Origin of the sequence: Francisella persica ATCC VR-331 (assembly GCF_001653955.1) — a bacterium.
In the GTDB taxonomy this organism is placed as follows: domain Bacteria; phylum Pseudomonadota; class Gammaproteobacteria; order Francisellales; family Francisellaceae; genus Francisella; species Francisella persica.
Map to the genome: position 1 here is coordinate 806518 of NZ_CP013022.1, position 16403 is coordinate 822920.

A 16403-nucleotide genomic window follows, 5' to 3' on the forward strand; every position below is an offset into this window, starting at 1 on the left:
TATAAAAGTTTAATGATAGGAGATATATGCAGGCTTTAATTTTGGCAGCAGGAATGGGTAGTAGGCTTGGTAAGTATACAAAAGATAACACTAAGTGTATGCTCGAGATTAATGGGGAAACATTAATTAAACAAGCAATGGAAAAACTAAATAATGTGGGAATAACAAAACTCATTTTAGTTGTAGGTTATAAGAAAGATAATTTAATTGATCATGTTGGCAGTAGATATAAAAATATAAAAATAGAATATATAGAGAATCCAATTTATAGTAAGACAAATAATATTTACTCATTATATCTTGCTAAAGACAAATTAGCCGAAGATGATACTATTCTTTTAGAGAGCGATTTGCTGTTTGAAGAAAGTATTTTGGAGAAACTATTAAGTGATAATAGAAAATCATTAGCAGTAGTTGACAAATATAAATCATGGATGGATGGAACATCTGTAACAATTGATAATGAAGATCGTATTTTGAATTTTTTTTCTAAAAAATCATTTCGTTTTCAAGATGTGGGTAATTATTATAAAACAGTTAACATTTATAAATTTTCTAAAGATTTTTCTAATAATATATATATTCCTTTTTTAGAAGCTTATTCTAGGGCTATGGGTGATAATGAGTATTATGAATCAGTATTAAGAGTTCTTACAGTATTAGACAGTCATGAATTGCGAGCACTTAAGCTAGATTGTGAAAAATGGTATGAGATTGATGATGTTCAAGATAAACATAATGCTGAAGTTATTTTTGCTAAAACGCCAAAAGATAAATTAAATTTAATCCAAGAAAGATTCGGTGGATATTGGAGATTTCCTGAATTAAAAGATTTTTGCTATTTAGTGAATCCATACTTTCCAACTATTAAAATGCAAGAAGAAATAAAAGCATTTTTTTATGATTTAGCTTCTCAGTATCCATCAGGGTTAAATACTCAAAATTTACTGGCAGGTAAAATGTTTGGTATTGAGTCAGAAAATATATTAGTTGGCAATGGTGCTGCAGAGATAATTAAAGTAATTGGAGATGTTATCGAAGGGTCTTTTGGTATGATGTTTCCAACTTTTAATGAGTATCCAGAAAGCTTAAGCCTTGATAGAATAGTTAAGTTTATTCCAGATAACCAATCATTTGTTTACGGAATAGATGAACTAAAGTTGTTATCTGATAAGAGCGATAATCTTATTTTAATAAACCCTGATAATCCTAGTGGACATTTTAATAGAAAAGAAGATTTAATTGAACTTATTGACTATATGAAAAAAAGTAATAAGTTATTAATCATAGATGAATCATTTGTTGATTTTACAGATGGTGGTGAAAAAGAAACATTAATTGAACAAAACTTAATTGATAAATATGATAATCTTTTAATTATAAAAAGTATCAGTAAGAGTTATGGAGTTCCAGGGATCAGGCTAGGTGTAGTTGTATCGTCGAATACAGACCTTTTAAAAAAAATTAGAAGAGAAATTTGCATTTGGAACGTTAATTCATTTGGGGAGTATTTTCTTCAAATAATAGGTAAGTATCAAAAAGATTATTTGATGGCGTGTGAACTTATAAGAAAGGAAAGGTCGAGATTTATTAAAAATTTACAACAAATAAGTTTCTTAGAAGTATTTCCATCTGGAGCAAATTATTTTTTATGTGAAGTAAAGGCTAAATTTAGTGCTACAGAATTAACTGAATTGCTAATAGATAAAAATTTTTATATAAAAGACTTAACTTGCAAAATAGGATTTGAAGGTAAAGAGTATGTGAGAATAGCAGTTAGAGATAGTGAAGATAATGATTCTCTCATACTAGTTTTAAAAGGAATGGATTAATATGATGAATAACTGGAAAAGAGTATGGAGTAAACGTGAGATTGATGCAGATAATGATTCTCTCATACTAGTTTTAAAAGGAATGGATTAATATGATGAATAACTGGAAAAGAGTATGGAGTAAACGTGAGATTGATGCAGATAATGATTCTATTTTAGGAAGATTAATAGCTGTAGATGGTTTTGATACTGGATATGGAAATATAAGTGAAATTGATTGGTTAGATTATGTTGATTATATATCAACAAAGTTAAATTTATCCATTAATGATAAAATATATGAAGTTGGTTGTGGCGCAGGTGCTTTTTTATATCCATTATATAAAAAAGGTCATAATGTTGGCGGTATAGATTATTCGATGAATTTAATAAATATTGCAAAGAAATATTTTAATAAAGGCGATTTTATAATATCTGAAGCATCAGAGATTAATGTTGATATAAAATATGATTATGTTATTTCGAATAGCGTATTTTTTTATTTCCCAAATTATGAGTATGCAGAAGAAGTAATAAATAGGATGATTTCTAAGGCAATTAAAGGTATTGCTATTCTAGAAGTAAATGATCTTGATTTTAAAGAAGAATCAATGGTTATAAGAAGAGAGTATCTAAGTAATAAAGAATATGAGGAAAGATATACTGGTTTGGAGCACTTATATTATAGTAAGCAGTGGTTTATAAATATAGCGCATAAAAATAATTTAAGAGTTGAAATTGAACAGCAGAATATTAACAACTATAAAAATAATATTTATAGATTTAATGTTTTTATGTATAAGATTGATTTGTGAACAATTTTAAATATCGTTAAAAGGAGTTAGTGTTTTAATTTCTAAAAATATTTCGTGGATTCATAGCGATGTATTGGTAAAAGAGCCCTTAATGGTTATCTTATTAAAATGCAAATGTGTTTTGTGATGTCGTTAAATCTTGTGGTTTAGTTATCATTTTACTGATGGGACCTGACCGTATTGCAGGAATAATATAGAGAAATTTATCAAACATGATGTAGATATTAATATTTAAAATGCAACAAAAGTACAGATGAAAAATTTAAAAAAGTTACTGAAGATTGAAAATATTTAGAGAAGTTTATTCCAATGGTAAAATTCAACAAATATGAATTAAGAAGTCTACTTATAATAATGTATTTAATTGGTGAAATTGGTTTTGATTGTAAAAAAAGTATGTAAAGATAGTGCAGGTAGTGATTATTAAGATGGATGTTAAAAAAATGGAGAACTAATGTATATGTTAAAAAAATGGAGAACTAATGTATATGTTAAAAAAACTTAGACATTTAATGAAAGATTATTTATTCGTATTGAAGCATGGAAAATTTGTAGAGTTCCATTCATTTCCATTTGATACAAATCAAAAATTACCTAATGGAGCAGAGAAAGTAATGGAAAAATGTTGTAACATTATTAAAAAGTTAGGTGTAGGCTATAGGCTTACTGATGGAACTATATTGGGGCTGTATAGAGATGGTAATTTTATTCCTCATGATAATGACATAGATATTGATATTATTGGTGATAGTAAAGTAAAAGATATAGAAAGAAATTTTACAAAACTTGGAATGAAGCTTGGTAGAAAAGTAATTTATAAGGGCAAGGTGCAACAGTTCATCTACTATACATCAGAACATATTATTATTGATATTGTTGTATGGCGTCAAAAGAATAATTTTATCTATAATTACTGTGAACGCAACTATGAAAGAAAGCAGGATATTAAGTTCTTTGATATAGATAATTTGGATGTTATAGAGTTTAAAGGAAATAAATACCCAATGCCTACTCCAATAGAGGAGTGGTTAGAAATGAGATATGGAAAAGCTTGGAGGATTCCAAAAACCTATAAAGGTGATTGGAAGGAAGAATGTTTTGATATGAAAAGAGTTTAACTATATACTTTTGAAGTATGGTGAAGAAGAGTATCCTAGAAAATTTTAAAATATCTCCTATTGTTGGTTCATTCATGAATGACTATGTGGCATTTCACCTTGAACTTGATGTTGATGATATTTTTCCTTGTGGCATATACCATATGGCAGTTGATTCAAAATATGATTCATTGTTGATGAAAATTCCAAATCGTCTTTTATCTAAAATAAAAACACATGAAGGTGTAAGTGAAGATAGAGTTAATAGAATTCAAGAGGCCACTAGTAAGTCTATGTATGTTTCTATACCAGCGACAATCTTTGTTAAGGATTTTATATTTTCTGTTTTAGAAACATTTGTTGTTGGTGATAAGAAGTTATCAAGAGTTAATGTTAGTGAAAATTTTCTTGATAATGATTTTTATTTGATGGATGGTCATCATAGGTTAGAGGTATGCAAAAGGTTGAATTTAGATCTATTTGTTATGGTGTTTAAAGAGAAAGATGTTTCCATATTGCCAATGCATAGAGTTTTAAACAAGAACTTAATTGATCTGGATGTAAAATGTCGGGATTGTTACGATAAATTAACAATTTGCGATCACGCCACTTTATGTGATCAGAATTATGGTATGGTTAAGATTTATGGTAATAGAGTTGATTTATATAACATAGTAAATACAATGATTGACATTTCTTGCAGAAAAGACGACCAGTTAAATGTGTCGTATGTGGGCAGCAGGCATCTAAGCTTAAATGATTTTCATGATTGTTATTGTTTAAACTCTACTGGTTTTTTTATGCCAAGTATTAGTATGGAAATTTTTTACAAATATGTTCAAGCTGGAATGCATTTTCCTATAAAGTCAACATGTTTTTCACCAAAGGTAGGATATTTAAATATCTTTATTAAAGTGGAGTGATGGAAATTTAGTATTTACCATAAGTGTGGATCTTTAACACTAAAGTTTAGTAGAGCTAGCTATTTTTCTACAGTCAAAGTACAAGCTTAAATATTACTCAAGTCATGTTGCTTCAACATGCTGAAAGCTGTCAATTTGATGGCTTAACTAAGATAAATGTATTTGCTATATGCTAAAAATGGCAAATATAAATACAAAATTATTAACTTATACTTGAATTTAGACAAAATATATAACATTAAGAAAATGGTCTATATAAACTTTAGCTTGTCAGTAATAATTGATGAGGCTATATTTTATCTATGTTTGGAAGGTATAAAAAAACGTTCGTATATTAAAGATGCTAAAATTAGAGAAATTTCAAAGTGTTTTTGCTGAGATTTAACAGTAACAAATCCAAGTAAAATCATATAAACCAGGCTTTTTAAAATAATGTATTTCTAGAGATCATTTTTATTTGTTTTTAAAGGAATGGAATGGAGTTTTAATTATAGTGATTCTAAAGAGCAATTAAAGCTAATTAGACATTGGGTTAGAGAAAGTTTAAAGTAGGATTATCTAGAACAACCACTATTTTAAAAATTTGCGATATTATGTGGCGGTTAGAATAATAAGGATTACATTTATGGTTTTAAATAATGATATGACTGGTTTAATATTAGAAAAAGATATTATTGAAAACTGGCAAAGTGACGATATTTTAGTAAGTGTATGTTGTACAGCATATAATCATAAACTATATATAGAAGATGCACTTAGAGGATTTTTAAGTCAAAAAACAAATTTCGCTTTTGAGATAGTGATTAGTGATGATTGTTCAACAGATGGCACAACTGAGGTAATACAAAGATATTTGGAGATGTTTCCCAATATTATTAAGTTTATATATCAGGAAGAAAATCAATATTCAAAAGGAGCACTACCTATAAGGGACTTTATTTTACCTAATGTGTCAGGTAAATACATAGCACTATGCGAGGGAGACGATTATTGGATAGATTCAACTAAATTACAAAAACAAGTAGATTTTCTAGAGTTAAATCCACAATTTATGGGGTGCGGACATAATACTAGTTTTTTAGAAAGAAATGAGGAGATAACTAAAGCATTCATAGATTTTAAAAATTATAATGAGGTTTATACTTTTGATAATTTTATTGAGTTATCTTATCTTCATACTAGTTCTATTATTTATAGGTACGAATCTAAATTTAAAGAACAGATTAATGAGTATCTGAAATTGTATTCAAATGTTGATAGAAATGATTATTACATGTTGTTAGTATTTTCATATTTTGGGCCAATAAAATATATAAATCAGGTAATGTCTGTATATAGAGTTAACGATGGAGGGATATGGAATGGTGTAAATAAAGAACAACAGCTTTTAATGTTTCTTAAAGGGTGCCTAGATTTTAGTCATATTTTTGACAGAAAATATACAGAAAAATTTGTATATTCATTTATAAATGTTCTTAGTGAGAATTCTGAGAGTTGCTCTAATCACTTTTTTAATAAGTTGCTAGATAGTATTTATAATAAAGATTTAGCATTATTGATAAGTTATTTTGCAAAATTTAGAAATAGTGATATTAAAAAAATTAAAGAAAGTAGATGTTATATTAATGAGTTAGAAAGGCAATTAAATGATAATAGCATTAGGTCACTTTTTACTAAGTTTTTAAAAACTATAAAAGTGTATAGTTTTTTGAAAAATATTAAAAAGTAAAAAAATCTAATTTTTCACAAGATATATTAACTTATGGAAATGACGAGTCATCTTCAAGTTTTAGGATCGTATATATCATTTAACTTTCAAATAGCTTATTTTTCTCATCTATAATTTTAATTGCTTTTTCTAATAAGAACTAGTCCTTTATGGGCTCTAAATTACAAATACCTCAATATTCAATTTTTTAAAAATAATATTGTGGAGATTAAATCAACATCCTTTAAAATGTGGTGAAATTGGGTTAAGTAAAGTCAATAGGTGTAACTTTTACAGCTTTAAAGCTATAAGGTTTTAGGTTGACTATATTTATATAGGTTTAGAATTTTTGCCTATAAAATAATCTTGCTTATGATATACTGTTTCGTTATGTGAGGTTTTAAGGCTTATTTTTATTATGAAAGTAAAGAAATCTAAAGCTTTACTTATTGTTTATGATTATGGTGAATCTGGAGATTTTTTTTTAGAATGTTTAACCGAAGAGTTTGCACGAAAAAAAAACTTAGATCTTCAGGCAATTTCGTTTGAAAAGCTTTTTGAGAGTGTAAAGTCAAATAAGATTAATAAGTATTTTTATGGTTTTATCTCAGTATTAAGGTTACTGCTAACTCTATTGGTTAAAGGTAGGCGGTCAAAACTACTATATAAAATGAGAAATTTGAAATACAAAAAAATAGATGTTGGGGTTTTTATTTTTTCTAGCTACTTGAGGTCTTCAAATTCTGATGGCTTTATGAAAATGTCGCCTGGCTTTATGAAATTTTACTTCGTGGCATTTCTTTCGTTGTTATATAAGTTTAGAGCACTTGATAAAATTATAAAGAAAGCCGAGTATGATGAGATCTACTTTTATAATAGTGAGATTGTTTACCATTATGGTGCTATAAGAGATTTTCTTGTTAGTAGAGGTATTAAAGAGTTAAAATTTGATAAATGCAATCAAAAGTATATTTTATCTTTGAGTAAAAGCTATAGCTCTTTTGATGAAAAGGTAAAAATGTTATGTTTGTCTGATAAGCAAGTGATGGAAGGGCTTAATCATTTGAAATCACTTGTTTATAGAGAAAAAACGTATTTTTATATGAAAGATGTAGATATTAGCATATCTACCGAATTTGATTATTCTGGAATAAGTTTGAGTAAAAATGTTGCAGTAATTTGCATGCATGCTGTTTCAGATGATCAATATGTTTATGGTCCAGATGGCTTCCTAGATTTGCATGATTGGTTAATGTCTTCGATTCAGGTTTTAAGAAAAAACGGTTATACGGTTTTGATAAAACCACACCCTGCATATTTTCCAAGAAATGTTAAGCAGTTTTATATTGCTGATCACAGATATTTGGTTCACCTAATGGCAATTTTTAATACATATATCTCTTTTGATTCAAAAAATATTTTTAGTACAAGTATTGAAGGTGTTTTTTTCTTGCCTGCAAATCTTTCCTTAATTGAGATGCAGGAAAATTTAGGTGACTTCTTGGTGTTGACTCATCATGGTAGTATTGCTGTTGAAGCTGCTTATTTAGGATTGTGGGTATTAGTTAGTACTTCATCACCTTATTCAAAATATGATTCGTTTGTTTCATTTTATAGTGATAGATATACATTAGAGCAACAATTAATTAAACAAAATAGTGAATCCATAAGAGATTCATCAAGTATTATGAGATCACTTGGTACTTATATGTTTATTAAAGATTTACTTGGTGAAGGTCGATCTTCTTCATACTATTTTAGAAAAGCGGCTTTTCATGATGTTGATGGACGAAAAGCTAATTTAGATATGATTTCTGAGTGGTTAAAAAAAATACCTGTTACTGAGAAAAAAATATTGTCGAAGCAAATTAGAGCACTTATCAAAGAAGAAATGGTTGAGGTTTGAGAGTTTAGGTTAAAATTTGTTATAAAAGCTATCACTGCTATTAATTTTAATATATCTTAACAAAGATAATGTGATTTTATATAGAAAATTATTATCTTTTTATTCTATCTAGATACATATTCTTTAAAAACTGAGATGAACTTTATTTTACTCATTAAGTACCTAAAATACCAGATATTAGTGCTTTATTTATAGCTTTACGACTATATTATGTTTATTACTACTCTTTATTCTAAAATATGATTGATTTAGCCTATAATTAGAGCATTTTTGCCATCATATAAATTTATCTATGGTTTTGAAAGACTAAAAGTTTATTTGTGTATGGTGTAAAAATATTGATTTAAGGACCTTGCAATATCTAGATATGATATAGAGTTTAATTGTTAATTATGTTATATTTGTTGGCGTGAGATATCGTTTTACGGGGGTTTATGGTCTACATTAAAGAGTTTTATAGGTTTATAAAACATATAATTAACAGTAGGAAAATGTTATTTGCTTTGGCGTATAATGGTTTTAAAGAAGAGTTTTTAGGCTCTTATTTGGGTATTATTTGGGCTGTTGCAAGACCTGGGATGTTTATTTTCGTTATTTGGGTGATTTTTACTTTCGGTATTAGGCATACAGAAAGTACTGTAGGACCTCCGTTTATATTATATCTTTTGTGTGGAATGATTCCTTGGTTTTTTTTCACAGACTCAATAGTAAAAGCTTGTAGTTGTATAGTTTCTAATGAGTTTTTAGTTAAGAAAGTATCATTTAGTGTTAATATTTTGCCTTTAGTCAGTATACTTTCATGTCTAATTGTCCATTTAATATTGATTCTGTTTTTGATAATAGTAGTAGTATCTAATGGTTTTTATCCTAGTATTTATTGGCTACAATTACCTTACTACATATTTTGTAGTATTATTTTACTTCTTGGTTTAGGGTGGCTCACATCTGCTATACGGGTATTTATTAAAGATGTTAGTGAAGTGGTTGGACTAGTGGTTCAGTTTGGATTTTGGTTTACTCCTATATTTTGGTCACCATATATGATTTCAGAAAAGTATAGGTTTTTACTTAATATAAATCCTATGGTATATATAATTGAAGGGTTTCGAGGTACTTTTCTAAATAAAGTTTGGTTTTGGCAACACACCTTTAGTACTTTTCTATTTTTTGCTCTGGCCTCGTTAATTTTATTCTTTGGGGCAATAGTTTTTAAGAGATTGTCACCACACTTTGGAGATGTGATCTAATGAGAAAAAATTTGGCAATTAAGGTAGACAATGTATCAAAATTTTATAAGATCTACAATCGAGCTAGAGATAGGGTTAAAGAAGCTTTTAATCCTTTAAAGAAAAAGTATTATAATGAGCATTATGTTCTAGAAAACTTAAATTTAGAAATTGAAAAAGGTGATGTTTTAGGTATATTTGGTCTTAATGGTGCTGGTAAATCAACCCTTTTAAAGATAATTGCTGGAGTTGTTACTCCTTCAAAAGGTAGAGTTACTGTTAGTGGTAGTATTAATGCTATGCTTGAGGTAACTGGATCTTTGAATCCTGAGTTAACAGGGACTCAGAACATAAACTTTAATTTGGATTTAAATAGAATTAAGGGAGAAGATAGGGCAAGTATAACTAAAGATATAGTAGATTTTGCAGAAATTGGCTCCTATATTGAGCAGCCTGTCAAGAGCTATAGTAGTGGTATGAAAGCAAGGTTGGGTTTTGGTATTGCAACATCTATAGAGCCAGATATTCTTATTGTCGATGAGGTTTTAGCTGTTGGTGATGCAGTATTTCAGCAAAAGTGCTTTCTTAGAATTAGGAAGCTATTAGAAAAAAATAAGACGGTTGTTTTTGTGTCGCATAGTGTTGAACTTATGGTAGAGTTTTGTAATAGAGCAATTTTTTTGTATGATAGGAATATAGTTTTTGATGGGCCCGCTGTAGATGTGGCTAATTATTATAGAAGAGTTTTACTCAGTGAAGATAAGCATAAAGAAATTTTGTCTATCCAAAATAAATTGAATATAGGCTTGGAAGCACAAAAAAATATTTTTACGAAAAGAGTCATAGGAGATATTCCAGACAATTTTGTAGGTTATAAAGATGCTAATATTGTAATTCATAATGTTATGATATGTGACGCTCATGGTAATGAAAAAAGTTATCTTAGTTCATTTCAAGAATATTTCTTTAAATTTGCAATAGATTTTAAACAAGATTTTAATAATGTTGAAATATTTTGTATCATGATGGATGTTACAGGTAAAAAATTGCCATGGGTAAGTCATGGTGATTGTAATGTTATACCTAGCGTTAGAGCAGGCGATAAATATATAATAAAGAATAGCTTTAAGTGTAATGTTTATAACGGATTTTATACTTTGAGCATAGTAATAAAAAGTATTGATTTAGAAAATAATCATATAGTTTTAGTTGATACTTCTGATAAATATAAGTATAAATTTGAGGTGGCTAATATAGTCAAACCAGAGTCACGTTTGAGCTTTCAGAAAATATAAAGTTTACTATCGAGTTGTAATGTTGAAGAAGAAAATATCAATAATTACTATAGTATGTGAAGATAGTCTTAATATTGATAAGACCTTAAAGAGTGTTTTTTCTCAGAAATTATTTCATGAGATTGAATATATAGTTGTAGATATTAGTATGGCTAAGTCTGCTTTAAATATTCTTAACAATGATATTGATAAAATTGATAGTCTTTTGCTTTTAGAAAATGCAAATAAGGTAGATGCTATAAAAAAAGCTATTGAAATTGCTAGTGGAGAATGGTTGAATGTCCATTTTTCTGGAGATATTTTTGTTGGAAGCAACTTAGTAGAGAATATTTTATCTAATATATCAAGTTTGCAAAATATAAGTATTATTTCTAATTTACCTTTTGAAAGTAATAAAGAGAAAATAAGTATTCTTGGGCTGGAGGAGCTTCAAGTACAGTTAACTTTTTTTCGAAAAACGATAGTGGAAAGATATGGTTTGAATTATTTGTATTCTGAACAAGCTATTTATGACCTAATAATTAAGTGTTATAAGGAGAACTCTAATATATTTAAGATATATAACGAAACTATAGGTGATGACTTAGAAAAGAGTACTTTTCGATCAGAGATTGAAAGATTACATATCTTGTTAAGAAGTTTTGGTGAGAGTTTTTTATGTGATAGTCTCAGATTTGGATGGATATACCAAGAAGGTTTAAAAAATCAAAAAGCTAAAATAAAAGTTAAATCACAACTTCTAGAGTTAAGGAAGAGAGAATTAGAAGAAATACGTAGTACTAATGTATATAAGTTAGGTTTATTTTTTGAGAGATTTTTTTTAAAAAAAAAAGAAAAAAAGTATAGATTTTAATGAAGAAATTAATAAGTGTTGTAACAGTCGTATATAATTCTGAGAATTTAATAGAAAGAACTATAAAAAGTGTAATTGGACAGTCTTCCTTATCTAATATCGAGTTTATAATAATTGATGGTAATTCTTCTGATAGGACCTTAGATATTATAGATAAGTATAAAAACAAAATAGATATTGTTGTTTCAGAGCCTGATAATGGTATATATGATGCCATGAACAAAGCTATAAGGCTTGCTTCGGGAGTTTGGATAAATTTTATGAATGCAGGAGATACTTTCTTTAGTAATAAAACAGTAGAGTTAGTAATAAAAAAAGTGAATTTAGATATCGATATTTTTTATGGTTCAAGGTATATTGTTGATGAAGAAATAGGTGATAGTAAAGTTGAATTAGCTGATAAAATAGAAACAATTAGTAAAAAGATGCCATTTGGACATCAAGCAGCATTTGCAAAAACAGAATTGTTAAGAATGTATAAGTTCAATACTTTTTATAGGCTTTCTGCTGACTACGATTTTTTTATAAAATGTTATGAAAAAAAACACAAATTTTTAAAGTTAGATTTGCCTGTATGTTATTTCTATGAAGGAGGATTAACAACTACTAAACAGATATTCTCCTTTGTAGAAACTCTTAAGGTATTGCTTGATTATTTTGATGAGAATCTTGTTAAGAATAATGTTGCATATACTGATTTACTAAATTCAGGAAGTGTTCAAAATAGGAATCAAATAAAGTTACTAGAATATGAAATTCATAAGAGAGATAAGCAAATAACATCTTTTTATAGTGATTTCCCATACAGGGTTGCTAGATTTTTAACATATCCTATAAATAAGTATAGATTAATAAAGAGAAAAAAATGAAATTTTCTATAGTGACAGTATCATATAATTCCGAGAAATATATTGAAGAAACTATTTTAAGCGTAATCTCTCAGAGGGGCGATTTTGATATTGAGTATATTCTTGTTGATGGTAAGTCAAAAGATAGTACTTGTGATATTATCCAAAAGTATGTTGATAGGCATGAGAAAGGTGAGCTTGACATATATTGTAATAATTTAGATATCAAGTTTATATGTGAGCCTGATCATGGTATGTATGATGCTTTATCAAAGGGTCTTTCTCTAGTTACAGGTGATATTGTTGCATATATAAATTCAGATGATTTTTATTTACCAAATGCTTTTAAGGCAATAGTAGCTGAAATGAAGAAGTATGGTGATAAAGCTCAGTGGATAAATGCTAAAAATACTTGGTATAATAAAGATGGTGTTATTGAAAATTGTATGTTGCCTTTGGTGCCTTCAAGAAAAAGAATTTTGAAAGGTATTCATGGGACTAGTTTGCCATCAATACAACAAGAGTCAACTTTTTGGACAAAATCATTACAAGATAAAATGGATATGAGGAAATTTGCTGAGTATAAATTGGCAGGTGACTTTTTCATGTGGCATGAGTTCGCAAAGCACGCAAATTTACATATATGTAATAGTAATGTTTCAGGTTTTAGACATCATGAAACTAACAAAAGCCACGATCTAAGTGGCTATATGAATGAATTCTATAATATTGTTGGTGGTAAGCCAAGAAGAAATATTTTTGATTTATGGCATATCTTTATATATAAATTTTATGTTAAATATACATCTGATAACATGATCAGAAGACATAATGAGTATGTAAGGATATTTAGGCATATAGTTTTTAAACTTAGAGAAAAGCTTGGTAAAAAGAATCATTAATATCTTAGGAGTTATTTTTGTCAAATTCTCAAACTCAAAATAAAAAAGCTAATTATCCATTAGTAACGATTGTAACTGTTGTATATAATGCCAAAGAACTTTTAGAAGAGACTATTCTAAGTATATTAAACCAATCATATCAAAATATTGAATATATTATTATCGATGGTGGTTCTATAGATGGTACTTTAGATGTTATCAAAAAATATCAAAATCATATTAGTCAGTATATAAGTGAGTCAGACAAAGGTATTTATGACGCTATGAATAAAGGTATAGCTTTAGCTAAAGGTCAATGGCTAAACTTTATGAATGCTGGGGATAGCTTTTATTCTAATGATGTTTTACAAGATGTCTTTAGTCAAGAATTCAATCAAAATATAAGTGTCGTTTATGGCAATACTTATATTGGACACAAAATCTTAACATATAAGCCTAATTTAGATTTAAAAGATATGGCACAGGGGATGATGTTATGTCATCAGTCAACTTTTTATAAATTAAGTAGCTCAATAAAGTACAATCTTAAATATAGAATATGTGGTGATCAAGATTTTACAATGCAATATTTTAAGCTTGGTAGAAAATCTAAATATTTAGATATTACTATTTCTAAATATGACCTTGATGGTATTTCATATAAAAGCTTAAATAAAATTCTAAAAGAAAAGATTCAAATAAATAAATCTTATGGTCTTTCATATATCCCCGTAATAAAAAGTTACATCATTTCTATATTAGTTAAGTTAAGAAGATACTTTAAGGGTTACTAAAGGCTTGTATTGCTATATTATATTATTTATAAGTCTAAGTTTGATAAAAGGCAGCATAGAATATTATGTATGATTATGTCATAGTTACTCACATTCCAGCTTTTTATAAAGTTAACTTGTATAATCAATTGGCAAAGAAACTAAATATCTTTATTATTTTTTTAGCTGCAAATACTAATGAAAAAAGGGCCAATGATTTTGTTGGTTTAGATAATGCCTGTTTTGAGTATAAAGTTCTGTACTCTGGTAACCTACAGGAGAGAAGTTCTTCAGCAAATATCAGATGTTTAAAGAATATTTTTAAAAGCCTAAAATATAAAAAAGTATTAATAAGTGGCTGGGATTTACGTGAATTTTGGTATCTTATTTTTGCGAATCGCAAGAGTAAAAATTGTTTGGCTCTTGAGTCAACTATTAATGAAAGTAAGACAACAGGTCTGCAAGGTATAATAAAAAAAATATTTTTATCAAGAATCTCCACAGTTTTTGCTTCAGGAACACTTCATCGACAATTGCTAATGAAGCTTGGATATAGCGGAGATATCAAAATTACTAAAGGAGTTGGTATTATTAATAAGCCGAGTTTTAATAAAGAGGCTAAAGTGTATAATAAAAAAATTCTTTATGTGGGAAGATTGTCTGTAATTAAAAACTTAGAAAGATTAGTCCAAGTATTTAATCGTTTAGAAGACCTTAGCCTAACTATAATTGGTGTAGGTGAGCAAAAAGAATATTTACAAAAAATTTCTAATAAGAATATTATAATCAAGCCTGCTATTGAGAATAAAAAACTTAAAGAAGAATTTATTAGTCACGATGTTTTTATTTTGCCTAGTCTAGTCGAGCCATGGGGATTAGTAGTTGAAGAAGCACTTTATTTTGGTTTACCTGTGATCATAAGTCAAAATTGTGGTGCTAGAGATATTATTAATAATGGTATAAATGGATATTGGATAGACCCAGAGAATGTGGACGAGTTAACTTCAGTAATACAAAAAATTGATTCAAATAAATATTATGAGCTTATTTCGGGAGTTGAAAAGTTCTCTATAAATGCAAAAGATGTTCAGCAAATTGAGGCTTATTTATGAAAATTTTGATTGTTCATAATAGATATCAATCGAATAATATTGGCGGTGAAGATATAGTCTATGAAAATGAGTTAAAGTCTCTACAAAATCTTCGTGGCAAAGATAATGTTTTAGCTTATGAAGCTTCTAATGATAATATTAGCAAGTTTAGTCTATTATTGTGGATATGGTTTTCGTGTAAGCATTATAAGAATATTAAAAAAATAGTCAAAGATAATAGTATTGATATAGTTCACGTACATAATTTTTTCCCCTTGTTGACACCAAGTATTTTTAAGGCTGCAAAGATAGCCGGAGCTAAAGTGGTGCATACACTCCATAACTATAGATTATGGTGTATATCTGGGATATTTTATAGAGATAGTTATGGCATATGTGAGTTATGTACTAAAAATAAATTGCCTTTTTTCGGTATAAAAAATAAATGCTATAGAAAGTCTACGTTACAAAGCTTTGTAGCTCAGTTGGCATTTAGTTTTTATAAGTTTTTGAAAATGTTTAAAAATATTGATTACTTTTTTGTATTGACTGATTTTCAAAATCAAAAAGTTAAAGAACTTGGAATTCCGGCTGAAAAAATTATTTTAAAACCTAATAGTATGCCTTTGATTACTCAACAGCATATTTCAAGAGAAAAGCAAAATTATATTTATGTTGGTAGACTTGAAGAGTCTAAGGGTATATTTGAGCTTTTAGATACTTGGAGTTCTTTAGATGATAAGTTTGTACTAATAGTCGTAGGTGATAGTCTTGATAGTGATAAGATAATTAGTAAATACTCATCAAAAAATATCATTTTTAAGGGAAAGTGTTCGAGAGAAGAGACTTTATTACTTATATTCCAATCAAAATATTTGATCCAACCAGCTCTGTTATATGAAACATTTGGTTTAACAATAATAGAGGCTATGAGTTTAGGTGTTCCTGTTATTGGTTTTGATATAGGCACACGCAAAGATTTCATCAAAAATGAACAAAATGGTTTTTTAACTACTAAACAAGATTTACAAAAAACTATAGAAAAATCATATTATTATAGTAATTATAAGCAGATGAGTGAAAATGCAAAAAATACTGCAAAGCAATATCAGAATGATTATATAATAGCTAAGCAGTTAGAGATTTATAAAAAGATTTTAGAAGGCTTATAGTTTG

The 16403-nt window shown here is 27.8% G+C and carries 14 protein-coding genes and 2 pseudogenes; all 16 read left to right on the plus strand.

The genetic code is table 11. The features are described 5' to 3' along the window. Positions 1 to 26 precede the first annotated feature (26 nt). Positions 27 to 1832, plus strand: a complete 1806-nt coding sequence (locus FSC845_RS03680) for an aminotransferase class I/II-fold pyridoxal phosphate-dependent enzyme (RefSeq protein ID WP_064460778.1) — start codon at positions 27 to 29, stop codon at positions 1830 to 1832. A gap of 92 nt (positions 1833 to 1924) precedes the next feature. Beyond that, entirely contained in the window at positions 1925 to 2626 is a 702-nt protein-coding gene (locus FSC845_RS03685; protein WP_064460779.1) for a class I SAM-dependent methyltransferase, read from the plus strand. 482 nt (positions 2627 to 3108) lie between these two features. Beyond that, positions 3109 to 3744 carry a LicD family protein gene (locus FSC845_RS03690; RefSeq protein WP_082897480.1) on the plus strand — a complete coding sequence of 212 codons (636 nt, stop codon included), beginning with the start codon at positions 3109 to 3111 and terminating at the stop codon, positions 3742 to 3744. A 17-nt stretch (positions 3745 to 3761) separates the two neighbouring features. Beyond that, complete coding sequence (locus tag FSC845_RS03695) at positions 3762 to 4646, plus strand: ParB N-terminal domain-containing protein (RefSeq protein ID WP_064460781.1); 885 nt, start codon at positions 3762 to 3764, stop codon at positions 4644 to 4646. Positions 4647 to 4948: 302 nt separating this feature from the next. Next, positions 4949 to 5021, plus strand: a pseudogene (locus FSC845_RS07815) (IS1595 family transposase); the annotation flags it as partial. A gap of 58 nt (positions 5022 to 5079) precedes the next feature. Then, positions 5080 to 5198: pseudogene (locus FSC845_RS07190) on the plus strand (IS1595 family transposase); the annotation flags it as partial. Positions 5199 to 5271: 73 nt separating this feature from the next. After that, complete coding sequence (locus tag FSC845_RS03705) at positions 5272 to 6375, plus strand: glycosyltransferase family 2 protein (RefSeq protein WP_064460783.1); 1104 nt, start codon at positions 5272 to 5274, stop codon at positions 6373 to 6375. Positions 6376 to 6772: 397 nt separating this feature from the next. Continuing rightward, positions 6773 to 8260: a hypothetical protein gene (locus FSC845_RS03710; protein WP_064460784.1), complete on the plus strand. Its 1488-nt coding sequence runs from the start codon at positions 6773 to 6775 to the stop codon at positions 8258 to 8260. Between the two features lie 491 nt (positions 8261 to 8751). Further along, positions 8752 to 9507, plus strand: a complete 756-nt coding sequence (locus FSC845_RS03715; protein WP_227806646.1) for an ABC transporter permease — start codon at positions 8752 to 8754, stop codon at positions 9505 to 9507. Beyond that, positions 9507 to 10781, plus strand: coding sequence for an ABC transporter ATP-binding protein (locus FSC845_RS03720; RefSeq protein ID WP_064460786.1), 1275 nt, complete (start codon positions 9507 to 9509; stop codon positions 10779 to 10781). Before FSC845_RS03715 ends, FSC845_RS03720 begins: the two co-directional genes overlap by 1 nt. Positions 10782 to 10800: 19 nt before the next feature. After that, positions 10801 to 11634: a glycosyltransferase family protein gene (locus FSC845_RS03725; protein ID WP_068594361.1), complete on the plus strand. Its 834-nt coding sequence runs from the start codon at positions 10801 to 10803 to the stop codon at positions 11632 to 11634. After that, the gene (locus FSC845_RS03730) at positions 11634 to 12503 is read left to right on the plus strand and encodes a glycosyltransferase family 2 protein (protein WP_064460788.1); all 870 of its coding nucleotides are present in this window, start codon (positions 11634 to 11636) and stop codon (positions 12501 to 12503) included. The genes FSC845_RS03725 and FSC845_RS03730 overlap by 1 nt, the downstream gene beginning before the upstream one ends. After that, on the plus strand, positions 12500 to 13384 hold the full coding sequence (locus tag FSC845_RS03735; RefSeq protein ID WP_064460789.1) for a glycosyltransferase: 885 nt from the start codon (positions 12500 to 12502) through the stop codon (positions 13382 to 13384). Before FSC845_RS03730 ends, FSC845_RS03735 begins: the two co-directional genes overlap by 4 nt. 17 nt (positions 13385 to 13401) lie before the next feature. Then, entirely contained in the window at positions 13402 to 14157 is a 756-nt protein-coding gene (locus FSC845_RS03740; protein WP_064460790.1) for a glycosyltransferase family 2 protein, read from the plus strand. A 65-nt stretch (positions 14158 to 14222) separates the two neighbouring features. Beyond that, on the plus strand, positions 14223 to 15248 hold the full coding sequence (locus tag FSC845_RS03745; RefSeq protein ID WP_064460791.1) for a glycosyltransferase: 1026 nt from the start codon (positions 14223 to 14225) through the stop codon (positions 15246 to 15248). Continuing rightward, positions 15245 to 16399: a glycosyltransferase family 4 protein gene (locus FSC845_RS03750; RefSeq protein WP_064460792.1), complete on the plus strand. Its 1155-nt coding sequence runs from the start codon at positions 15245 to 15247 to the stop codon at positions 16397 to 16399. The genes FSC845_RS03745 and FSC845_RS03750 overlap by 4 nt, the downstream gene beginning before the upstream one ends. Positions 16400 to 16403: the final 4 nt, after the last annotated feature.